The following is a 20,349-nucleotide window of genomic DNA, read 5'->3' on the forward strand; positions in this document are numbered from 1 at the left end:
TTAACAGTCCGGCGCTCTACCAACTGAGCTATCGAGGAATTATTCGGTTTGTGACACGACTCAAAAGAGTAGGCCTACATAAATGGGAAAAGCCGCTTGGCATTGCTACCAAGCGGCTTTCACATTTTCTGTGGCTCCTCGACCTGGGCTCGAACCAGGGACCTACGGATTAACAGTCCGGCGCTCTACCAACTGAGCTATCGAGGAACAGAGCCTCAGATTATAGACCAGTTTTCTAGAGCTTTACAAGTGGTATTCCAAACTGGCGCGGAAAGTTCTTGGTGCCAGCGGGTAGAGGTAAACATGGCCAAACTGAAACGGCGACTCCTTCCAGGCCCGCTTGTCGGCCAAGTTGTCTACGCCGACGCGCCACACCAGCAATTGCTGGCCCATCAATGCTTGCTCGAAGCGTGCGCCCGCGTCTAGGCGGGTCCAGCCTGGAATGAAGACGCTGTTGTCGGCCAAGACCGCCCGCGGGCCTTCGTAGACCAGGCCGGCTTGCAGTTGCAAACCGCTTAACGCGGCGATGTCCTGGCGCGCTTGCAGGCGCAAGCTGCGCTCGGCCACGTTTTCGGGCCGCAGGCCGTTGAGGCTCGCGTCGGCGCTGTCCTCGCGGCGTGCTTTGAGCTGCATCGCGCTGGCCAGCAGGCCACCGCCGGCCCATTTCAGGTCGGCCTGCGCTTCCAGGCCTTGATGGCGAGCGATGCCGTCGGCCCGGCGCACGCAGCTGCCTGGCTTGCTATCCGAGCATTCGCCCAGATCGGCCCATTTGGGGCGGCTGGTGTTGAACCAGTTGAGCGACCAATCGACCGTATTGCTGCCGGCTTTCAAGCCGATCTCGAATTGCCGACTGGTCAAAGCGGGCAGGGCACGGCCCGCCGCATCGCCATAGCGCTTGCGGTTCGGGGTGACTTCGCTCTCGACGCCTTCGCCCCAGCTGGTGTAGGCCAGCAATTGGCTGTTGATCGCATAGCTCAGGCCCAACCAGGGCGTAGTGATGTTCTGCGTGTAGCCGGTGGCGCGGGAGCCATCGGTGCGCACGCTGTCGCGCTCCAGCCGCGTATGGCGCAGGCCGGCCCAGGCTTGCCAGTCGGCGCTGAGCTGGATGGCGTCGCGCAGATAGAACTCCGTGCTGCGCTCGTCACGGTTGGTGTTCTCGTCCGTCAGGCTGGGGTCGGCGATGGTGATGGCCTTGCCGTCAATGGTGCCGGTGCCGGCCCAGTTATAGGCCTGCTTTTGGAAGCGACTGTTGAAGCGGCTGAGCAAGACGCCGGTGCTGACTTGGTGAGTGATGCTGCCCGTCGCCAACTTGCCGGCCAAAGACAGATCCAGCGCCTCGCTATTGCGGCGCTCGTTTTCGCTGCGGAAGTCATACATATCGAACGTGCCGTCGGGGCAGTAGCGATCAGCGTAATAGTTGCCGTCCGCTGCGGTGCAGCCATAGGCGTAGGCCAGCCTGTCGTCGGTCTTCAGGCGCTGCACGCCCAGGTGCGCTTGGGCCCGCCAATCGGCATTGAGCTTTTGCGTCACACGCAGTGAGGCATGGCTGTTGTCAAACACCACCGGCTGCGACCAGCTTTGATTGTTCAGGTTGATGCGAGGGTCGAAGTCTTTGGCGCTGGGCAGCTTGTCGCCCAGCATGCTCATGCCGGGCTGGCTGGGCTGGCTCTGCTTGTTCAGCTCGAACTCGGCCTCGACCAGGGTGTCAGGGCTCAGGCGCCAGTCGCCGGCCATGGCCAGCAAATGGCTGCGGCCTTCGGCATCGCGCAACTGGGGCATGAGTTCGGCGGCGGCTGCGTTGACTCGCAGGCCTAAAGCTTGGCCCTCGCCAAAGCGCTGGCTCCAGTCCAGGCTAGCCTCGGTCGTGCCGCGCTCTCTGAGTGACAAACCCAGCACCGTCATGGGCTGAGCTGTCGGCCGTTTGACGATCATATTGACCAAGCCTGCGGGCGAGCTGGTGCCGGCCTGGATGCCGCTGCTGCCTTTAAGAATCTCGACGCTTGCCTTGTTGCCCAGCGCCAAGGCGGTTTCCGCATTGATAGGCAAGCCGTCGCGGCGGTAGTTGAAGCGGTTGTCGAGGTCGAAGCCGCGAATCTTCAGGTAGGACACATAGCCTGCCGCGTTATAGGCGTCGCCGACGCTGGCGTCCAGCGCGGTCAGTCCAGATAAAGCGCTAATGCCGGCATCCATCAGGCGCTCGCTGCTGATCAGGCTGAGCTGTAGCGGTAGCTTAGCGACCGGAATTTCACCGAAGCCGCCGACTTGTGCGGGCGTATCCGCCGAGCGGCCGCTGACCGACACGGTCGGCAGGCTTTGCGCCAAAGCGGCCGTGCCGCAAATAAGGCCGGCCGCAGCGGACAGCAAGGACTTCTTGGAAATTGGAGTTGTGGGTGTCATCGAAACAGTCGGCGATGACAGGGCTGCAAACAGCAAGGCCAGGACGTCAGGAGAAATGCGAATCGACGTCGGCCGATGAAGGCTTGCTTCCCTGCGCGAGGATTAACTCAATCAGGTTCAAAGGGACTTTCTCAGCCGGCCCGGTTTGATCCGGACCAGCACCCCTAGCGTGGACAGCGATGCGAATCGCTGCTTGGGACTATTGTATCGGCCCATGAAAAAGGCCCGCGGTCAGCGGGCCTTTGATCAGCAAAATTCGAACTCAGTCGAACTCAGTCGAACACAGGCGACTCGACGCCCAGCACCTTGTGCAACTTGGGGCTGGTGGTCGTGTACTGCAGATGAATGCGCTTGTCCGGGCTGATGTAAGGCATGGCGCCAAAGGCCGCCAAGGCGCATTCATGGAAGCCCGACAGAATCAGCTTCTTCTTGCCCGGATAAGTGTTCACATCGCCCACGGCAAAGATGCCCGGCACGCTGGTCTGGAATTTTTCGGTGTCCACGACGATTTGCTTGCGCTCCAGCGCCAGGCCCCACTCGGCGATCGGGCCCAGCTTGGGGCTCAGGCCGAAGAACACCAGCAACTGTTCGCAAGGCATCACGCGGGTGACGCCGTCGCCGCCGGTGACCTTGATGTCGGTGAGAACGCCGTCAGCCTCGACGATGTCCGTCACCTGGCCGACCACGAATTGCATCTCGTAGGCGTCGCAGAGTTCGCGCATCTTGGCGACCGAGGCGGGCGCCGCCTTGAAGCCGTCACGGCGGTGCAAGAGGATCACGCTCTCGGCCTTGTTGGCGCTGCCGTCGGCATTGCCGGCGCAAAAGTTCAGCGCCCAGTCGAGTGCGGAGTCGCCGCCGCCGACGATCACCAAGTTCTTGCCGGCGAACTGCGCCGGGTTGCGAACGCGGTAATGCAGCTGGTTGCCTTCGTACTTGTCGATGCCGTCGACCTTCAGCGTACGCGGCTGGAACGAGCCCACACCGCCAGCGATGAAGATGGTCTTGGTCAGGAACTGCGTGCCCTTGGAGGTCTCGACGAAGAAACGGCCGTCTTCTTGCTTCAAGACGGTGGTGACTTCCTGGCCCAGGTGGAAGGTCGCGCCAAAGGGCTCGATCTGCTTGAGCAGGTTGTCGGTCAACTCCTTGCCGGTGCAGATGGGCACGGCCGGGATGTCATAGATCGGCTTGTCCGGATACAGCTCGATGCATTGGCCGCCGGGGTAGGCGAGCGAGTCAATGATGTGGGCTTTGACTTCGAGCAATCCGAGCTCGAAAACCTGGAACAGTCCGACCGGACCGGCGCCGACGATGACGGCATCGGTCTGAATCGCGTCGGGTCCGGGCGTTGGGTTTGCGTCGGCCGTCGTGGCAATCTCTGCGTTCAATTGAGCATCCATTTTTTCTTGGGGCCTGAGCTTGGAGCCAGGCGGCGTTCTACAAATTAGCGGAGCAGCTCGGGCAGCTTGCCCGTGCGATCCTTCCAGTCATCAGCGTCCGGCAGCGGGGCGTGGCGCTTGGTGATGCTGGGCCATTTCTTGGCCAGATCGGCATTCAGCTTAATCATGTGCTGCATATTGCCGGGCACATCTTCCTCCGGCACGATCGCATTGACCGGGCACTCAGGGATGCAGACGGCGCAGTCGATGCACTCATCGGGATCAATGGTCAGAAAGTTCTGGCCTTCGCGGAAGCAATCGACCGGGCAGACATCGACGCAGTCGGTGTACTTGCAGCGGATGCATGATTCGAGGACGACGTGGGTCATGATGGTGCAGCTCGTGTTGTTGTTTGGTCTGAATTGCCGCGCAATGCCATTTCACTCTGAGGCTGAACGGCGGCAAAACGCGGATTTTAATCGCTTGGGGTGCTTATGCCGGCTTGATGCGTCGCAAGACCCGGCGTGATGCTGGAATTTGTTGGCGCGGACTGGGCTTGCGGTGGTGGCAAAGCCAGCGCTTTGGCACCAGCGCCAACGGTCACCACGGTCGGCCGGCCCTTGTGCAGCAGCGAGGCCGCTGCGAGCGAATCCACCCGGTGATCACTGGCCAAGGCATCGGCACAGCCCGCCTTGGAGACCACGCTGACCGGCGTATCTGCCGGCCAACCGGCCTCAATCAGTTTGCGGCCCAAGGGGCCGAGCTGGCGCCCGGCCATATAGAAAACTTCGGTGTCGGCCGAGCGTGCGGCTTGCAACTCGCCCAACTGTGTCATCGCCGTCGTCAGGCTGACGCTGCGGCCCGTGCCGCGCCGTGTCAAAGGGCGCTGCGTTTGCGCGGCAGCGGCAATCGCGGCGGTCACGCCGGGCACCACTTCGCTGGCGATGCCGGCCTCGGCCAAGGCCAATAACTCTTCTTCCAAGCGGCCAAACACGCTGGCGTCGCCGCCCTTCAAGCGCACCACCAGGCTGTGGCTCAAGGCCTGCTTGACCAGGGTCGCGTTGATAGCGGTTTGCTTGGTGGAATGGCAAAAGCCGCGCTTGCCGACGTCGATCCAAACTGCGTTTGGCGCCAAGTCACGCAAGGCCGGGTCTGTCAAGGCGTCGAACAGAACGACCTCGGCCAAACCCAGCGCGCGGGCGCCGCGCACCGTGATCAAGTCGGCCGCGCCGGGGCCGGCGCTGACGAAGATGACTCGGCCTTTGCTCGCGCTGCTCATGATCAGCTCGCCGCGCGCACCAGCAAGGCGCCGCTGGTGCGGTTGCTGGTCGGGTCGACCACGATCAAGGCGCCACCGATGCGGTTGTTGGCGTAGGGCTCAACCGGCAGCGCGCTTTGCGTTTCGATGCGCACATGGCCGATTTCGTTGACCTTGATTTCGGCGGCTTCCTGCTCGGCCAAGGTGTGGATGTCCAGGCGGTGCTCGATTGAGCTGATGCGCGCCTGCACCCAGCGGTTGCCATGGCGCAGCCAATATTTGCGCCCGGCCACGGCAGGCTCGGTGTCCAGCCAGGCGAGGGTTGCCTCAAAGCTTTGCGTCGGCGTGGCCGAGCCGGGCGTGACGATCCAGTCGCCGCGCGAGACGTCGAGTTGACGATCCAGCAGCACACCGGCCGACTCACCGGCGACGCAATGCGCGACCGTCTCACCAGCGCGCCGCACTTCGGCGACGATGGCTGTTTGGCCGCTGGGCAGAATCTGAATCTGGTCGCCGGCCTTGACCTGGCCGTGCGCAATCCGGCCCCACAGGGTGCGCGGCTGATGCCCAACGCCATCACCGGCGTCGCCGGGTTCACGCGCCACATATTGCACCGGGATCGACAGCCCACCTTCGACCTTTTCCTGCACGCCGGGCAGGCTTTCCAGCACTTGCAGCAGCGAGGGGCCTTGGTACCAGGTCGCCCATTCGCCGTCCAGCGGCTGGGTCACGTTGTCGCCGCGCAGCGCCGACACCGGCACGATGGCGGTGACGTCAATGCCGGCTTGCTCGGCAAAAGCGCGCAAGGCTTTGCTGACCGCCGCGAAGGCCGGGCCGGGCTGGGCCAGCGCGTCGAGCTTGTTGACGGCGAAGACGATGCTGGGCACCCGCAGCAGATGCGCTAACAGGCTATGCCGACGGGTTTGCGGCAACAGTGTGACGGCGTCTACGCTGGTGTCCAGCTTGGTGATGTCGACCAGCACCACGGCGGCGTCTGAGCCGGCGGCGGCGGTCACCATATTGCGCGTGTACTGCTCATGGCCGGGCGCGTCGGCGATGATGAATTTGCGCGACTTGGTGGCGAAGTAACGGTAGGCCACGTCGATGGTGATGCCTTGCTCGCGCTCGGCCTCCAGGCCGTCGGTCAGCAGGCTCAGGTCCAGGGGTTGACCGGCGGCGCGCTTTTCCAGCATATCGAGTTGATCAGCCAGAATCGCTTGGCCGTCGAACAGCAGGCGGCCGATCAAGGTGCTCTTGCCGTCGTCAACGCTGCCGGCGGTCAGGAAGCGCAAGGCGCGGTGGTGGGTGTCCACCTCGTTGTCGTGGACGATTTTTTCAGTCACGGTTGTCATCAGAAATAGCCCTCTTTTTTCCGGCGCTCCATCGAGGCTTCCGAAGTTCTGTCGTCCATGCGGGTGGCGCCGCGCTCGCTGACGGTCACGGTCAGCGTCTCGGCGACGATGTCGGTGGCGGTGGCGGCATTGCTTTCGACCGGGCAGGTGCAGGTCATGTCGCCAACGGTGCGAAAGCGCACCGTGGCCGTCTCGACCACTTCGCCGGCTTCCGGCGGCGTCACCTCGGTCAGCGGCACCAGCAGGCCCTTGCGGCGAATCACTTGGCGCTCATGCTTGTAGTACAGGCTAGGCAGCGGGATGTTCTCGCGCGCCAGATAGAGCCATACATCCAGCTCGGTCCAGTTGCTGATGGGGAAGGCGCGGAAATGCTCGCCCGGCCGGATGCGCGTGTTGAACAAGCTCCACAACTCGGGCCGCTGCTCCTTGGGCTGCCATTGGCCGAAGCTGTCGCGGTGGCTGAAGATGCGCTCTTTGGCGCGGGCCTTTTCCTCATCGCGGCGGGCGCCGCCGATCAGCACATCGAAGCGGTTCTCTTCGATCGCCTCCAGCAGCGTGACGGTCTGGTGGCCGTTGCGCGACTCCAGCGGATAGGCCAGGCGCACCGTGCCTTTTTTGATCGACTCGTCCATGTGCGCGACGATCAGGCGGTCACCCGATTCGGCCACCAACTGGTCGCGGAATTCAATCACTTCGGGGAAGTTGTGGCCGGTGTCCACATGCACCAGCGGGAAGGGCAGCTTGCCCTTGTAGCTGCCGTCGGCTTGGGCGTTCTTGAAGGCTTTTTCGGCCAGACGCAAGACCACGCAGGAATCCTTGCCGCTGGAGAACAGCAGGCCCGGCCGCTCGAAGGCAGCGGCCACTTCACGCAGGATAAAGATCGCTTCTTCTTCCAGGTGGTCGAGGTGGCGGTGGTCGATATTCGGCAGCAATTGGTTCAAATTAACGGGGGCGTTCATGCCGAGGCTCCATTGGTCAATTCAGGGACGCGTGTTGCATGCAAACCGCATTCTTTTGCGCTTGCATCCTCCCACCACCAGCGCCCCGAGCGGAAATCTTCTCCGACCGAGATCGCCCGGGTGCAGGGCGCGCAACCGATGCTGGGCATGAACTGGTCATGCAGCGCGTTGAAGGGCACGTCAAACGTGGCGATGTAGTGCCAGACATCGGCCCAGCTCCAGTCGGCCAGCGCGTTGATCTTGGCCCGGCCGTTGTTGTCGGTTTCGCTGAAGGGCACGACCGCGCGGTTGCTGGACTGTTCGCGGCGCAGGCCGGTGATCCAGGCGGTGTGGCCTTCCAGCATGCGGCTCAGCGGCTCCAGCTTGCGGATCGCGCAGCATTCCTTGCGCAGCGCCAGGCTTTCATACATGGCGTCAGCGCCGCGCACACGCACGAAAGTGACAACCGCATCATTGATCGGGCTGTAGACCGCGACCTTGAGGCCGTAACGGGCCTCGATCTGCGGCAGCAGCGCCAGCGTTTCGGCATGCAAGCGGCCGGTGTCCAGCGTGGCGATGCTGATGGGCAGTTTGTGGCGGGCGATCAGGTCGGTGATGACCATGTCTTCGGCGCCCAGGCTGCTGGATTGCAGCAGGCCATTGCCATGATCGAGTGCGGCCTCTTGCAGCAGCTCCACCGTCTTGGCCAGGCGTTCGGCAAAGCCGGCTGTTTCTCGGGCGTAGAGCTTGATGGCCGAGGCGCTGGTCGCCGCGCCGGGTAGCGAAAAGACCTCGCCGCTCATGCCTCACCTCGTGCAAACAAGGGCTGCTTGGCGTCCACATCGCCCTGGTAATGACCTTTGAAGAAGCCCAGCGCGCGCTCGGCCGCGGCCTTCGACTGGTCGGCGCGCATATGCACCGCGTCAAAGCCGGTGCGGGCCAGCAGCGGCAGCATGTCGACCAAGACCTCGCCGGTGGCGCGGATCTCGCCGGCAAAGCGGTAGCGCGAACGCAAGAGCTTGGCCTGGCTGTAAGCGCGGCCGTCGGTCCACTTCGGAAACTTCAGCGCGATCATCGTGAAGCGAGGCAAATCGGTCACCAAGTCTTCGATCTCAAGGTCGTTGTTCAGTTCAACTGCAGTGACCAGACCGACCGGCCAATGGCCACGCACCGCATGCCATTGCTCCAGGCTCAGCAGGATGTACGGCGCTGGATCGGGGCAGGGCATCGGTCCGTCTTCGCCGACCACGTGGTGCCATTGCTGATTGTGGTTATCAATAAACTTCATGATGGTCAGGCTCTTTCAGTTGGCGGCGCCGGTCACGCCGGTCACAGTTCGTACGGCGTTGGCGGGCGCCTTGAAGGGCTCCAGCCCGATGCGGCGCACGGTGTCTATGAAACGTTCGGCCTGGCCGTTGCGCTGAGTGCGGTAGGTGTCGATGACGGACTCGATCACATCGGCCACTTCGTCGGCGGCAAAGGAGGGGCCGATCACGCGGCCTGGCACCGACTGGCCCGACAAGGTCGAGCCGTCCGAGCCGCCCAGCGAAATCTGGTACCACTCCTTGCCGTCCTTGTCGACGCCGAGCACGCCGATGTGGCCGCTGTGGTGGTGGCCGCAGCTGTTGATGCAGCCGCTGATGTGCAGGTCGATGTCGCCGATGTCGTACTGCTCGTCCAGGTCTTCGAAGCGCTCGGTGATGGCCGCCGCGACGGGGATGGAGCGGGCATTGGCCAGGGCGCAGAAGTCGCCGCCGGGGCAGGCAATCATGTCGGTCAGCAGGCCGATATTCGGCGTTGCCAGGCCCAGCGCGCGGGCGGCTTCGAAGACGGCGGGCAGGTCGGCCTCGCGCACCCAGGGCAGCACCAGATTCTGGTCATGGCTGACGCGCAGCTCGCTGGCGCTGTAGCGATCGGCCAAGTCGGCCGCCGCTTCCATCTGTGCGTCGGTGGCGTCGCCCGGCGCAATGCCGGCACGCTTCAGCGACAAGGTCACGGCCCGGTAGCCGCTGAGCTTGTGGCGCGCGACATTGCGTTCCAGCCAGCGCTTGTAGGCGCCAGCTTCGACACCGGCAAAGATGTCTGAGGAGGCAGTGGCTTGCACGCCGGCCGGCGTGACGAAGCAGGCCGCCACGCGGTCCAACTCGGCTTGTGGAATCAAGTGCTCTTGGCCCCCGGCGTCCTGTTCAAGAATTTGCTTGAACTCGGCGTTCACGTCGTCGAAGAAGGCCTGACCTTCGGCCTTGACCAGGATTTTGATGCGAGCCTTGTAGAGGTTGTCGCGCCGGCCGTAGCGGTTGTAGACCCGCACGATGGCTTCGATGAAGACCAGAATCTGCTGCCAGGGCAGGAATTCGCTGATGACCTGGCCGACGATGGGTGTGCGGCCCATGCCGCCGCCAACCAGCACCTTGAAGCCAACCTCGCCGGCCGCGTTCTTCAGCAACTGCAGGCCGATGTCATGCCAGGCAATCGCGGCGCGGTCTTCTGTCGTGCCCGAGACGGCGATCTTGAACTTGCGCGGCAGGAACGCAAACTCCGGATGCAGCGTGCTCCACTGGCGCAGCACTTCGGCGTACGGGCGCGGGTCTACCAGTTCGTCATGTGCAACGCCGGCAAAGCAATCGCTGGTGATGTTGCGGATGCAGTTGCCGCTGGTCTGGATGCCGTGCATGTCAACGGCGGCCAGGCGGTCCATCACATCGGCCGATTTGTCCAGCGGGATCCAGTTGTATTGCAGGTTCTGGCGGGTCGTGAAGTGACCATAGCCGCGGTCGAATTCACGCGCGATGGCACCCAACTGGCGCAGCTGGGCGCTGCTCAGCGCGCCATAAGGAACGGCCACGCGCAGCATTGGCGCGTGGCGCTGCACATACCAGCCGTTTTGCAGGCGCAGCGGACGGAAGTCTTCGTCCGGCAGGTTGCCGGCCAGATGGCGCTCCAGCTGGTCACGGTACTGCGCCGCGCGGGCGTGGACGAATTGGCGGTCAAAGTCGGTGTAGGCGTACATAGTTCTTTGAAATAGATTTAATGGATGACTTTCCAGCCGGCCAAAACCAGCGAGCCGCAAAGCAGGCCGCGAATCACGCCGTCAGGCAGGCGGCGCGTCAGCTGCGCGCCCAACCAGATGCCGGGCATGGAGCCCAGCAGCAGCGGCAGCAACAAGGCCCAATTTACATTGCCCAGCGTCGCATGGCCAATGCCCGCGACGAGTGTCAGGGGAACCGCATGGGCAATATCGCTGCCGACGATGTAGCGGGCCTCCAGGCGCGGGTAGAGCAAGAGGATCAAGGTGGCGCCAATCGCGCCGGCGCCGATCGACGACAGCGACACCAGCACGCCCAGAATCACGCCGCAAGCCACCGTCAAGGCCGGTTTGCGTGACTCGGGGATGTAGCGCTCCAGCCGCAGGCCAATCACTTGCCAGGACTTTTTGAAGGCCACCACCACGGCGGTCAGCAGCAGGGCGATGCCCAAGGAAAAGGTCAGCGTACTGGCCCAGCCCTTGGTGATCTCGGTCATGTGCATGATGGCCACGGTGCCTATCGAGGCCGGGATGCTGCCGAGCAACAAGAGGCCGGTCAGCTTCCACTTCACATGGCCATGGCGCGCGTGGGCAACCGATCCGGATACTTTGGTCAACGCCGCAAACCACAAGTCGGTACCGATGGCAACGGCCGGGCTGAGCTTGAAGACCGACAGCAGCAGCGGCGTCATCAAGGAGCCGCCGCCCACGCCGGTGATCCCGACGATGATGCCGACGCCCAAGCCGCTCAATACTGCAATCCAGTCCATGCATCTCCTTGTTGAGCGGCCACGGAGGCAACCCTAGGGGGCGGACTTTAATGTTCGGCTATAGATATGCAAACCATTTGTTCGTAAATTGCTTATTCGATAATTCGTATATAGCGGCCTGCCGGCTAGGTCGCCCGGCCCGCTCGCGGTAAGCTCAGCGTCCCCGCCTTCCCTGAATTCTGTCAAACCTACGTCCACATGTCCCAATTCCCCAGCTCCCGCGCCGAAGCCACCAAAGTGGCGATTTACTGGGATTTTGAAAATCTCCATGCCGTGCTGGCCAACGCCGCGCATGGCGACAGCGCCTACCGCGACAACCGGCTCAAGCTGCAGCCGGTCTTTGTCGACCTCAAGCCCATTCTTGAATATGCCGCGTCCTTGGGCGACATCATCATCAACCGCGCCTATGGCAACTGGCAGTTTTTTGCCAATTACCGCCATGCCTTGAACGAGGCCGGGGTCGATTTGATCCAGATGTTCCCGCGCGGCTCGAATATGAAGAACAGTGCCGACATCCGCATGGCGCTGGATGCGCTCAGCGATGTGCACAACCACCCGCATCTGACCCATGTGGTGGTGATCTCCAGCGACAGCGACTTCATCAGCCTGGCGCAAAAGGTCAAGCAGGCCGGCCGCTTCATCGCCGGCGTCGGCGTGGCCGGCTACAGCAACCGCTTCTGGACGGTCAGCTGCAACGAGTTCAAGTTCTATCAAAACCTGTTGGCCGCGTCGGCGCCTAGCCCAGTTGAAGGAGAGCCGCTGGAGCTGGAAGCTGGGGCGGGCGTCGTGCCGCCTGCGGTAGACGAGGTCGAGTCGGTCGAAGCTGTCGGCTCACCGTCGCTGGAGGACGCCAAACAAGCCTTGCTGCGCGCGCTCAAGCAATTGGTGGATCGCAACGGTGAAAACTATGTGTCGCGCAGCGCGCTCAAGGTCTTCATCAAACGCCTTTTGCCCTCGTTTGATGAGCAGGCGCTGGGTTGCAGCAATTTCTCGGAGTTCTTGCATCGCTTCCCCGACTTGGTGGTCGAGGTCGACGCGATCAGCGGCGGCCATGTGGCGTTCGCCAATCAGCCGGTCGGGCAGGCTGTTGCCTCGCCGGAAGATCCGGCCGCTTAAGAAGTGGCCAGCTGAACCAAGGCCCGCACCTGCTCCGTGATGCGCGGGGGCACGGCCGCGCTGCCGTCCAGCATCGCGCGGATCAGCGCCGCGTTGGCCTGGGCATCACAAGCGTCTGACAGCGGCCAAGCTATGTCCTCGGTGTCGGCCGGGTGCAGATCCGAGCGTTGGCCGTCTGCATAGCCGTAGAGCTGGGCCTTGCGACGCAGATGCGCATAGGCCTCGCCCTCGCTGGCGCGCATCAAAAGCGCGCGCCCACCGTTCGCCGTCAGCCCCGTCAGAGCCTCGCCCATGCTGATCAGGTACTCCGGATGCGTGACGGCCACCACTCGCACACTGCGCCCAGGTGCGGCGTCCAGCAGCTTGGCCACGCTGTGGCCGCTATTGCGCACGCCCAGGCGTGGCCGCAAGGCCATCAAGGCGTCGAGACCAGGGTTCAGCGCGGCCAGCGGCAGGCAAGCCAGACGGGTGCTCAACAAATGCGCGGAAGCTTCGGCCACCGATTCGGCCAAAGGCAGACCCAGCGCGGCCAGCAAATCGAACGGGCTTTCGCGGCTGTCGAAATCATGCCGCCCGTGTATCAACACCGGCACACCCTCGCGCGCCAGCAATAGCGCCACCAGTGGCAATAGATTGGCCTGCTTGCGGGCGCCGTTGAAGGTCGGCAGCAACACGCAGCGGGGGCCTGTGGCGCCACCAGGCACGCTGATGTGCGCCGTGCGTGCCTGCATCGCGCGCTCGAAGCCCGTCAGCTCCGCCTCGCACTCGCCCTTGATGCGCAGCGACAGCAGGATCGCGCCCAGTTCCAGATCCGGTACGGCGCCGTCCAGGATGGCGCCAAACAACGCCTCGGCCGTGGCCGCGTCCATATCGCGGGCGCCCTTGACGCCGCGGCCGATTTCCTTGATGAGGGGAGCAAATTGCATGGTGGCAGTTTAGTGGCCAGCAGCGTGAGCCGCAGAAGGATAGGCGGCGCTCAGCCAAAACTCGCGCGGCCTGCCAGAATGGCGCTCTTCCAAACCTACCGACTGCGCCATCCCCATGAGCAACCCAATTTTTCAAGCCTCCGTACCCGTGTTCAAGCAGATGTTGGGCGGCTTGTCCGACGTGCTGGCCAAGGCCGAAGCCCATGCGAGCGCGCGCAATATCGACGCCAATGCCTTGCTGCAAGCGCGCCTGTTCCCCGATATGTTCGCGCTGACCAAGCAGGTGCAAGTGGCCTGCGATTTCGCCAAGGGCGTGTGCGCTCGTTTGGCCGGCGTCGAAGTGCCCTCAGCCGAAGACAGCGAGCAGAGTTTTGCCGAGCTGCAAGCGCGCATCCAAAAGACCTTGGCCTTCATTGAAGGCCTGGACGCCACCAAGTTCGTAGACGCCGCTGCCCGCGACATCGTGACCCGCCCCGGCACGCCCAAGGAGCGCCACTTCACCGGCCAGGACTATTTGCTGCATTACGGTCTGCCGCAGTTTTTCTTCCACGTCACCACCGCCTATGCATTGCTGCGCCATAACGGTGTGGAAGTGGGCAAGAAAGACTATATGGGCGCCTATTGATGATCGGTCTGAGCCCCTGTCAGTTCATGGCAAACTCGGGGTCGTTTCAGGTAAGTTCCAGCAACATTGGCGCAATATCGAGGTGATGTGCGCCACAACAGGAGATCGCAATGGCAAAAGGTCAGCAAAAAACCAATAAAGAAGCGAAGAAGCCAAAGAAGGACACATCCCCTCCAAAGCCGATTTCTCCTGATGCAGTGACGCCAACACGGGTGACGGTGGTGGCCGATCGCAGCAAGAAGGCAAAGTGAATTGGCGGCCCGTGCTCGCGGGCCAAGCCGGCCAAGTCAGGCCAAGCGCTGCTAAACAGCGCCGATAAAAATGGACCCCTCGGGGTCCATTTGTCGTTCTGCAGAGCGCTTGTTTAAAGCGCTTGAAGGCCTAGCGGTTGTGCCGGTTCGAGCGGCGGCGCGATACAAAGCCGATCACGCCCAGTCCAGCCATCAGCAAAGCGTAGCTGCTGGGCTCCGGCACGGCGGTAACCGGCGGCAGGGCGTTGAAGCGCAACAAGTCCTGGTGATCGGCATTGCTGAGCTTCTCGACTTGATACAGGTTGGCGCCCTTGTAGGCAGCGCCGGCATCCAGGTAGCTGTTGGCCTGGCTCATCAGCGAGGCGTAATTGGCGCTGCTGTCATTGAGGCTGAAGCCCTGGCTGACATCGCCATAGCTGCCCTCGGTGACGCTGAATTTGCCGGCCTTGCTTTCATGGGTCAACTCCCACACCGCCAGCTGAAAAGCCGCGCGCTCGGTGTTGGTGTCTACCGATGCATAGCTGGCAGACAGCAGATTTTGCAGATTGCTGCCCTGGCTGGTGTTGAAACTGCCGACCTGGTAGGTCTGCAGCGAGCTGGAGGTGTACTGCCCCAATTCCACGCAGTAGGCCGAGAAGCTCCTTTTGTCGCTGGTCTCGAAGTTCAGCAAGCCGGCGGTGACGCCGCTCCTGTTGCTGCTGAATTGTTTGATGTCGAGCTTGACGCCGCCACCGGAAATGCCGGTGTACTTGAGGCTCAAGTCGGTGGCCAAAGCGCTCGAAGTGACGGTCGCCAAGCCGGCCAGAAGCAATGTTGTGGCAAAAGCAGAGTGGAGTTTTTTCATGTGACTGTGAGCCGGGCCTGAACCCTGGGCTTTTTTCCTCTTGTCCTCGTGACTGAAGCTGCGGACTGTAGGGACAGGCCCTAGCCTGCGCCAGACCTTGCGCCGCACTTGTCACAGTGGTTGTGAGCTTGTGCACGGGCCAAGCCCCGGTGTTTCATTTGCTTACAGGGTGGCTCTCAAGTGGTATGGGCTGGCGAAGGCAAGCGCACCGTTAAACTCCCGCTTCTGCGCCGCAGCGTGCGAATCAACGAGATCCTTACCCATGGCCGGCCTTAACTCCACCACCCCCACGCCCACCGACATCACCGTTCACCAGCAGTCGCGCGTGCTGGAGGTGGCGTTCTCGGATGGTGCGCGCTTTCGCATCCCCTTCGAGTTGATGCGTGTCTACAGCCCCTCGGCCGAGGTCAAAGGCCATGGCCCCGGCCAGGAAACGCTGCAAACCGGCAAGCGCGAGGTGCTGATCACCGCCTTGGCGCCGGTCGGCCATTACGCCGTGCAGCCGCAGTTCTCCGATGGCCACGACAGCGGCCTGTTCTCCTGGGACTATCTGTACGACTTGGGCGCCAATCAGGCCAGGCTGTGGCAAGACTACGAAGCCCGCTTGGCGGCAGCCGGCCTCAGCCGGGATCAGCCGATGCCGATCAAGGGCGGCGGCAGTGCCTGCGCCAGCCACTGAAGCCCACTTCATCAATCACAGAATTTGAAAGCCTTGCTCCCATGACCAGCACCCATTTCGGCTACAAAACCGTTGACGAAGGCGAAAAAGCCAGCCGCGTGCGCGGCGTGTTCGACTCGGTCGCCTCGCGCTACGACGTGATGAACGACCTGATGTCCATGGGCATGCACCGCGCCTGGAAGGCCTATACCGTGGCCGTCGCCAATCTCAAGGCGGGCGAGCGCGTGCTCGACATCGCCGGCGGCACCGGTGATCTGGCGCGCGCCTTTGCCCGCAAGGTCGGCGACAGCGGCATGGTCGTGCACACCGACATCAACGAGGCGATGCTGCGCCAAGGCCGCAACCGCCTGCTCGACGAAGGCTTGATCCTGCCCACCAGCCTGTGCGACGCCGAAAAGCTGCCCTTCAAGGACGAAAGCTTCGATCTCGTCAGTGTCGCCTTCGGCCTGCGCAATATGACCCATAAAGATCAGGCGCTGGCCGAAATGTGTCGGGTGCTCAAGCCCGGCGGCCGCCTGCTGGTGCTGGAGTTTTCCAAAGTTGCAGCTCCCTTGCAAAAGCCGTACGACTGGTACTCATTCAAGATCTTGCCGCGTCTGGGCCAGATGATCGCCGGCGACGCCGACAGCTACCGCTACCTGGCCGAGTCCATCCGCATGCACCCGGGCCAGCAAGAGCTCAAGGCGATGATGAAGACGGCCGGCTTCGGCCATGTCGATGTGCACAACCTCAGCGCAGGTGTAGTGGCGCTGCACGCGGGGATCAAGTGTTGATGTTTGCGCCACCTTCGATGCGGCCATCGTCATCGTTGCGGTGCAGGCTTGCCACCCAAGCCTTGTCCTAGTCTGCGCAATGGCCTGCCCCTCGAAGCCAGGCTGATCTTCAAATATGGGCCTCTGGGTCCCTGGCATCCAGGCCAAGAAATATTCAGGCCAGCAAGAGAATCTAGCCAGGAACAAGGGGATGCAGGGGATGTGCGTTGCCCTGGCACATCACAAGAATGGGATGGGCCGCCCCGACCTTTCTTGACCCCCCCCTTGGCGGCCGACGACCTCTATCGTCGGCCTAGGGCCGCTCACAGTCATGGATCAAAATTCAGCTCCGTGACATCTTCGCCAAGCTTGCCATCCAAGCTCGGCCGGCCAAGCGAGCCAAATCGCACCCCCCTGAACCAATGCCCCAAACCTCCACTTGCGTCATATCAGGCCATTGCAAACGCGTTCATCCGGGTAAACCGTAGGCAATCCCACCGGGATTTACCCCTGTGCTGGGGTGAATTGTCATTTTCCAAAGTTACACTCGCTCGTCCCAAAAGGGCTAGCTGCGTGCTGCATTGCAGCAAAAATTTTAGACAGAGACGCCGGGGCCGGCGTCTCAGGTGGACGAGAACAAGGGTAGACAAGTCATGAAGCTGAAGACGACTCAACAAGAGCAACAAGAATTTCTGGGTGCACCCACATCGACGCGCCTGTCCGCCCTGGTTGCGGCCGTGGCGGTGACGGTCTTGCTGGCCGCTTGTGGCGGCGGCAAGTCCGATAAAGCCTCGCAGACCGCAGCCAAGGTCAATAAAGAAGAAATCACCGTCCACCAGATCAACTTCGTGCTGCAGCGCCAACAAGGCCTCAAGCCCGAGCAAGCCGAAGCCGCCTCCAAGCAAGTGCTGGAGCGCCTGATCGAGCAAGAACTCGCCGTGCAAAAAGGCCAAGAGCTCAAAATCGACCGCGACCCCAAGGTGGTCCAGCAGATCGAAGCTGCCAAGCGCGAAATCATCGCCCGCGCCTATGTCGAGCGCATCGGTGACTCGATCGCCAAGCCCACCGCCGAAGAAGTCAGCAAGTACTACAACGAAAAGCCCGCGCTCTTCAAAGACCGCCGCATCTTCAGCCTGCAAGAGTTGGCCATCGAGGCCACGCCCGATCAGTTCGGCGCCATTCGCGACAAGCTGCAGTCCTCCAAGAACATGGCCGAGTTTGCCGAGTTCCTGAAGACCAACAACATCCGCTTCAATGGCAACCAAGCCGTGCGCGCCGCCGAGCAGCTGCCGCTGGCCGGCCTGGACGCCATCTCCCGCATGAAAGACGGCGACTCCGCCGTCACGCAAACCCCCACCGGCCTGACCGTCTTGTTCCTGGTCGGCTCGCGCAGCCAGCCGGTCGACGAAGCCCGCGCCAAGCCAGCGATCGAAGCCTTCCTGGGCAACCAGCGCAAGTCCGAGCAAGTGCAAAAAGACATCAAGGCGCTGCGTGAAGCCGCCAAGATCGAATACATCGGCAAATTCGCCGAAGGTGCACCGGGCAGCGCCGGTGCGGCGGCCTCCGCTGCTGCAACCACGCCAGCCACTCCCGCCCCGGCCACCACGGACGCGCCCGCAGCGGTAACAGCGCCCGCTGCACCGGCTCCTGTGGCGCCGGCCGCCAGTGGCCTGGATGCCAGCGCCATCTCCAAAGGCATGGGCCTGAAGTGAGCGCCATGACTAGCAAGCGCAACAACAACCACGAACGGACGATGACGATGGCAAAGCTCGCGACGAAGCAAACCCTGCTGGCTTGTGCGCTGATGGGCGCCCAGGCATTGATGATGACGCCGGCCTTCGCGCAAGCGTCGGCTGCCGCCCCGGCTGCTTCAGCTGAATACCGGCTCGGCGCCGGAGACGTGATGCGCGTCTCGGTCTACCAGAACCCCGACCTGACGCTGGAGACCCGGGTCTCCGAGAACAACGTCGTGTCCTTCCCATTGCTGGGCAGCATCAAGGTCGGTGGCTTGAGCGTCACGCAAGCCGAGCAACTGATCACCGACGGCCTGAAAAAAGGCAACTTCGTCAAGAACCCGCAAGTCACCATAGTGGTTCTGCAGGTCAAGGGCAACCAGGCCAGCGTCTTGGGGCAGGTCAACCGCCCGGGCCGCTACCCGATTGAAACCGCCGACATGCGCCTGACCGACCTGATCGCCAATGCTGGCGGCGTGCTCACTGGTGCCGGCTCCGAAACGCTGGTGCTTACCGGCAAGCGCGAAGGCAAGCCCTACCGCCTGGAAATCGACTTGCCCGGCATCTTCGCCGTCGGCGGCGGCGCGCAAGACGTGTTCATCCAGCATGGCGACGTCGTCTGGGTTGACCGTGCGCCCATGGTCTACATCTACGGCGAAGTGCAGCGCCCCGGCCCCATGCGCCTGGAGCGCGGCATGACGTTGATGCAAAGCCTGGCCACGGGTGGCGGCATCACCCAGCGCGGTACCGAAAAAGGCATCCGCGTGCACCGCAAGAACGCCGACGGCAAGGTCGAAATCATTCAGCTCCCGATGGACGAGAGTTTGAAAGATGGCGACGTTGTGTATGTCAAAGAGAGTTTGTTCTAAGGATTCGGTATGACATTCGGACAATTTATTGCGATCCTTCAAGCCCGCTGGAAGTTGGCTTTAGCGGTCTTTGGCGGGACAGTATTCATCGTCATGGTCGTGAGTTTTTTGCTGCCTAAGCAGTACACAGCGACGGCCAGTATTGTTGTTGATGCAAAGCCCGACCCCTATACAGCGATGGGTTACCCTTCCATGGTGACGCCGGCATTTATGGCAACCCAAGTTGACATTATTCAAAGTGACCGAGTTGCCCTGCGTGTGGTGCGTAGTTTGAGATTGGCGGAAAACCCACAGGTTCGAGAACAGTGGAAGCAAGCGACAAAAGGTGAAGGCAATATTGAAGTTTGGTTGGCCGAGTCTTTTCAAAAGAATTTGGATGTGCGCCCGTCGCGTGAATCCAATGTTGTGAATGTTTCTTACAAGGGCTCGGACCCGAAGTTTGCGGCTGGTTTGGCAAATGCCTTTGTGCAAGCCTATCTCGACACGGTTCTGGAGTTGAAGGTAGACCCGGCCAAGCAGTACAGCAGTTTCTTTGAAACCCGCTCAAAAGAAGCACGAGCAACGCTAGAAGCTGCGCAGGTCAAACTGAGCGCTTTTCAGCAAGAGAAGGGCATCTTCAACGCAGATGAGCGCCTCGATATTGAGAATGCGAGGCTCAATGAGCTCTCATCGCAATTGGTCGGCTTACAAGCGCTTTCTTCGGAGTCTGGCAGCCGCAATACCCAGGCGACAGGTTCTTCCGGCGACAAGATGCAAGAGGTGCTGAACAACCCTATCGTTGGTGCACTGAAGGCTGATCTTTCGCGCGCCGAAGTGAAGTTGCAGGAAGTAAATTCGCGTTTGGGCGACAGTCATCCACAAGTGGTCGAATTGAAGGCAAATATTGCCGAACTCCGAATCAAAATCAATGAAGAAACTCGTCGGGTCACCACAGGTGTCGGTGTAACGAATAACATTAATCGGCAGCGTGAAACGCAGTTGCGGGCTGAGCTTGATGCGCAGCGCAAAAAAGTTCTCGGCATGAAGCAAGTTCGCGATGAAGGCATGGTTCTATTGCGCGATGTAGAAAGTGCACAACGCGCCTATGACTCTATCCTGCAGCGCTTGACGCAGTCCAGCCTCGACAGTCAGTCCACTCAGAGCAATGTGAATGCTCTGACTATGGCCACGCCACCTATGGATCCGTCGAATCCCAAGATGTTGCTTAACGCGATCGTGGCCGTATTTGGCGGCACCTTGTTGGGCGTGATGGTCGCCTTCATTCGGGAGATATCTGACCGTCGCGTGCGTTCGGTCGAAGACATTTCCAGCGCCCTTGGTATTCCGGTTATCGGAATATTGCCAAAAACAGGTAGCAAGAAATCTGGTCTGCTGGCCGTTGCTGACGCTCAGCGCCGTGTGATTGGCCACTCGCCTGCTGTTGGCCAGTGATCCAACT

20 protein-coding genes, 1 tRNA gene and 1 riboswitch are annotated in these 20,349 nt (G+C 61.9%); of the genes, 8 read left to right on the forward strand and 13 right to left on the reverse strand.

Annotated elements, in window-relative coordinates; all coding sequences use genetic code 11:
- Window positions 1-131: 131 nt before the first annotated feature.
- The 11 genes from LNV09_RS23560 to LNV09_RS23610 all read right to left on the reverse strand — a co-directional run bounded on the left by LNV09_RS23560 (window position 132) and on the right by LNV09_RS23610 (window position 11,116).
- A tRNA-Asn gene (locus LNV09_RS23560) sits at window positions 132-207 on the reverse strand.
- Window positions 208-243: 36 nt separating this feature from the next.
- Window positions 244-2,397: a TonB-dependent siderophore receptor gene (locus LNV09_RS23565; protein WP_263559510.1), complete on the reverse strand. Its 2,154-nt coding sequence runs from the start codon at window positions 2,395-2,397 to the stop codon at window positions 244-246.
- A 71-nt stretch (window positions 2,398-2,468) separates the two neighbouring features.
- Window positions 2,469-2,573: riboswitch (TPP riboswitch) on the reverse strand.
- Between the two features lie 96 nt (window positions 2,574-2,669).
- A complete protein-coding gene (locus tag LNV09_RS23570) occupies window positions 2,670-3,794 on the reverse strand; it encodes an NAD(P)/FAD-dependent oxidoreductase (RefSeq protein ID WP_263559511.1) in 1,125 nt (374 codons plus the stop codon).
- A gap of 44 nt (window positions 3,795-3,838) precedes the next feature.
- Window positions 3,839-4,162 (reverse strand): ferredoxin FdxA, encoded by a 324-nt coding sequence (fdxA, locus tag LNV09_RS23575; RefSeq protein WP_263534495.1) that lies wholly within the window; start codon window positions 4,160-4,162, stop codon window positions 3,839-3,841.
- 86 nt (window positions 4,163-4,248) lie between these two features.
- A complete protein-coding gene (cobA, locus tag LNV09_RS23580) occupies window positions 4,249-5,052 on the reverse strand; it encodes a uroporphyrinogen-III C-methyltransferase (protein WP_263559512.1) in 804 nt (267 codons plus the stop codon).
- A gap of 2 nt (window positions 5,053-5,054) precedes the next feature.
- Window positions 5,055-6,383, reverse strand: coding sequence for a sulfate adenylyltransferase subunit 1 (locus tag LNV09_RS23585; protein ID WP_263559513.1), 1,329 nt, complete (start codon window positions 6,381-6,383; stop codon window positions 5,055-5,057).
- On the reverse strand, window positions 6,383-7,342 hold the full coding sequence (cysD, locus tag LNV09_RS23590) for a sulfate adenylyltransferase subunit CysD (protein ID WP_263559514.1): 960 nt from the start codon (window positions 7,340-7,342) through the stop codon (window positions 6,383-6,385). Before cysD ends, LNV09_RS23585 begins: the two co-directional genes overlap by 1 nt.
- Window positions 7,339-8,124, reverse strand: a complete 786-nt coding sequence (locus tag LNV09_RS23595) for a phosphoadenylyl-sulfate reductase (RefSeq protein ID WP_263559515.1) — start codon at window positions 8,122-8,124, stop codon at window positions 7,339-7,341. The genes cysD and LNV09_RS23595 overlap by 4 nt, the downstream gene beginning before the upstream one ends.
- Entirely contained in the window at window positions 8,121-8,609 is a 489-nt protein-coding gene (locus LNV09_RS23600) for a DUF934 domain-containing protein (protein ID WP_263559516.1), read from the reverse strand. Before LNV09_RS23600 ends, LNV09_RS23595 begins: the two co-directional genes overlap by 4 nt.
- A 15-nt stretch (window positions 8,610-8,624) precedes the next feature.
- On the reverse strand, window positions 8,625-10,331 hold the full coding sequence (locus LNV09_RS23605; RefSeq protein WP_263559517.1) for a nitrite/sulfite reductase: 1,707 nt from the start codon (window positions 10,329-10,331) through the stop codon (window positions 8,625-8,627).
- A 17-nt stretch (window positions 10,332-10,348) separates the two neighbouring features.
- The gene (locus LNV09_RS23610) at window positions 10,349-11,116 is read right to left on the reverse strand and encodes a sulfite exporter TauE/SafE family protein (RefSeq protein ID WP_263559518.1); all 768 of its coding nucleotides are present in this window, start codon (window positions 11,114-11,116) and stop codon (window positions 10,349-10,351) included.
- 198 nt (window positions 11,117-11,314) lie between these two features.
- On the opposite strand from LNV09_RS23610, the gene LNV09_RS23615 reads away from it, so the two are divergent.
- Window positions 11,315-12,232, forward strand: coding sequence for an NYN domain-containing protein (locus tag LNV09_RS23615; RefSeq protein WP_263559519.1), 918 nt, complete (start codon window positions 11,315-11,317; stop codon window positions 12,230-12,232).
- Here LNV09_RS23615 and ybiB read toward each other — a convergent pair.
- A complete protein-coding gene (gene ybiB, locus LNV09_RS23620) occupies window positions 12,229-13,158 on the reverse strand; it encodes a DNA-binding protein YbiB (protein WP_263559520.1) in 930 nt (309 codons plus the stop codon). The two genes, LNV09_RS23615 and ybiB, sit on opposite strands and share 4 nt — an antisense overlap.
- 115 nt (window positions 13,159-13,273) lie before the next feature.
- Here ybiB and LNV09_RS23625 point away from each other — a divergent pair, with 115 nt between their 5' ends.
- Both LNV09_RS23625 and LNV09_RS23630 read left to right on the forward strand, forming a co-directional pair.
- Window positions 13,274-13,783: a DUF1993 domain-containing protein gene (locus tag LNV09_RS23625; protein WP_263559521.1), complete on the forward strand. Its 510-nt coding sequence runs from the start codon at window positions 13,274-13,276 to the stop codon at window positions 13,781-13,783.
- A 110-nt stretch (window positions 13,784-13,893) separates the two neighbouring features.
- On the forward strand, window positions 13,894-14,034 hold the full coding sequence (locus LNV09_RS23630) for a hypothetical protein (protein WP_263559522.1): 141 nt from the start codon (window positions 13,894-13,896) through the stop codon (window positions 14,032-14,034).
- A 130-nt stretch (window positions 14,035-14,164) separates the two neighbouring features.
- Here LNV09_RS23630 and LNV09_RS23635 read toward each other — a convergent pair whose 3' ends face one another.
- On the reverse strand, window positions 14,165-14,878 hold the full coding sequence (locus LNV09_RS23635) for a PEP-CTERM sorting domain-containing protein (RefSeq protein ID WP_263559523.1): 714 nt from the start codon (window positions 14,876-14,878) through the stop codon (window positions 14,165-14,167).
- Between the two features lie 262 nt (window positions 14,879-15,140).
- On the opposite strand from LNV09_RS23635, the gene LNV09_RS23640 reads away from it, so the two are divergent.
- The 5 genes from LNV09_RS23640 to epsF all read left to right on the forward strand — a co-directional run bounded on the left by LNV09_RS23640 (window position 15,141) and on the right by epsF (window position 20,342).
- Window positions 15,141-15,557: a gamma-butyrobetaine hydroxylase family protein gene (locus LNV09_RS23640; protein ID WP_263559524.1), complete on the forward strand. Its 417-nt coding sequence runs from the start codon at window positions 15,141-15,143 to the stop codon at window positions 15,555-15,557.
- A 41-nt stretch (window positions 15,558-15,598) separates the two neighbouring features.
- A complete protein-coding gene (gene ubiE, locus LNV09_RS23645; protein ID WP_263559525.1) occupies window positions 15,599-16,330 on the forward strand; it encodes a bifunctional demethylmenaquinone methyltransferase/2-methoxy-6-polyprenyl-1,4-benzoquinol methylase UbiE in 732 nt (243 codons plus the stop codon).
- Window positions 16,331-16,962: 632 nt separating this feature from the next.
- Window positions 16,963-18,021, forward strand: coding sequence for an EpsD family peptidyl-prolyl cis-trans isomerase (locus LNV09_RS23650; RefSeq protein WP_263559526.1), 1,059 nt, complete (start codon window positions 16,963-16,965; stop codon window positions 18,019-18,021).
- Window positions 18,022-18,026: 5 nt separating this feature from the next.
- The gene (gene epsE, locus LNV09_RS23655; protein WP_263559527.1) at window positions 18,027-18,911 is read left to right on the forward strand and encodes a polysaccharide export protein EpsE; all 885 of its coding nucleotides are present in this window, start codon (window positions 18,027-18,029) and stop codon (window positions 18,909-18,911) included.
- A gap of 9 nt (window positions 18,912-18,920) precedes the next feature.
- Window positions 18,921-20,342, forward strand: a complete 1,422-nt coding sequence (epsF, locus tag LNV09_RS23660; protein ID WP_263559528.1) for a chain length determinant protein EpsF — start codon at window positions 18,921-18,923, stop codon at window positions 20,340-20,342.
- Window positions 20,343-20,349: the final 7 nt, after the last annotated feature.

It is taken from the genome of Paucibacter sp. B2R-40, assembly GCF_025717555.1.
Lineage (GTDB): Bacteria > Pseudomonadota > Gammaproteobacteria > Burkholderiales > Burkholderiaceae_C > Paucibacter_A.

Bases quoted from the DNA above. Each gene is read 5' to 3' on its own strand.
- LNV09_RS23565 (WP_263559510.1), bottom strand. From the start codon at position 2,397: ATGACACCCACAACTCCAATTTCCAAGAAGTCCTTGCTGTCCGCTGCG.
- LNV09_RS23570 (WP_263559511.1), bottom strand. From the start codon at position 3,794: ATGGATGCTCAATTGAACGCAGAGATTGCCACGACGGCCGACGCAAAC.
- fdxA (WP_263534495.1), bottom strand. From the start codon at position 4,162: ATGACCCACGTCGTCCTCGAATCATGCATCCGCTGCAAGTACACCGAC.
- cobA (WP_263559512.1), bottom strand. From the start codon at position 5,052: ATGAGCAGCGCGAGCAAAGGCCGAGTCATCTTCGTCAGCGCCGGCCCC.
- LNV09_RS23585 (WP_263559513.1), bottom strand. From the start codon at position 6,383: ATGACAACCGTGACTGAAAAAATCGTCCACGACAACGAGGTGGACACC.
- cysD (WP_263559514.1), bottom strand. From the start codon at position 7,342: ATGAACGCCCCCGTTAATTTGAACCAATTGCTGCCGAATATCGACCAC.
- LNV09_RS23595 (WP_263559515.1), bottom strand. From the start codon at position 8,124: ATGAGCGGCGAGGTCTTTTCGCTACCCGGCGCGGCGACCAGCGCCTCG.
- LNV09_RS23600 (WP_263559516.1), bottom strand. From the start codon at position 8,609: ATGAAGTTTATTGATAACCACAATCAGCAATGGCACCACGTGGTCGGC.
- LNV09_RS23605 (WP_263559517.1), bottom strand. From the start codon at position 10,331: ATGTACGCCTACACCGACTTTGACCGCCAATTCGTCCACGCCCGCGCG.
- LNV09_RS23610 (WP_263559518.1), bottom strand. From the start codon at position 11,116: ATGGACTGGATTGCAGTATTGAGCGGCTTGGGCGTCGGCATCATCGTC.
- LNV09_RS23615 (WP_263559519.1), top strand. From the start codon at position 11,315: ATGTCCCAATTCCCCAGCTCCCGCGCCGAAGCCACCAAAGTGGCGATT.
- ybiB (WP_263559520.1), bottom strand. From the start codon at position 13,158: ATGCAATTTGCTCCCCTCATCAAGGAAATCGGCCGCGGCGTCAAGGGC.
- LNV09_RS23625 (WP_263559521.1), top strand. From the start codon at position 13,274: ATGAGCAACCCAATTTTTCAAGCCTCCGTACCCGTGTTCAAGCAGATG.
- LNV09_RS23630 (WP_263559522.1), top strand. From the start codon at position 13,894: ATGGCAAAAGGTCAGCAAAAAACCAATAAAGAAGCGAAGAAGCCAAAG.
- LNV09_RS23635 (WP_263559523.1), bottom strand. From the start codon at position 14,878: ATGAAAAAACTCCACTCTGCTTTTGCCACAACATTGCTTCTGGCCGGC.
- LNV09_RS23640 (WP_263559524.1), top strand. From the start codon at position 15,141: ATGGCCGGCCTTAACTCCACCACCCCCACGCCCACCGACATCACCGTT.
- ubiE (WP_263559525.1), top strand. From the start codon at position 15,599: ATGACCAGCACCCATTTCGGCTACAAAACCGTTGACGAAGGCGAAAAA.
- LNV09_RS23650 (WP_263559526.1), top strand. From the start codon at position 16,963: ATGAAGCTGAAGACGACTCAACAAGAGCAACAAGAATTTCTGGGTGCA.
- epsE (WP_263559527.1), top strand. From the start codon at position 18,027: ATGACTAGCAAGCGCAACAACAACCACGAACGGACGATGACGATGGCA.
- epsF (WP_263559528.1), top strand. From the start codon at position 18,921: ATGACATTCGGACAATTTATTGCGATCCTTCAAGCCCGCTGGAAGTTG.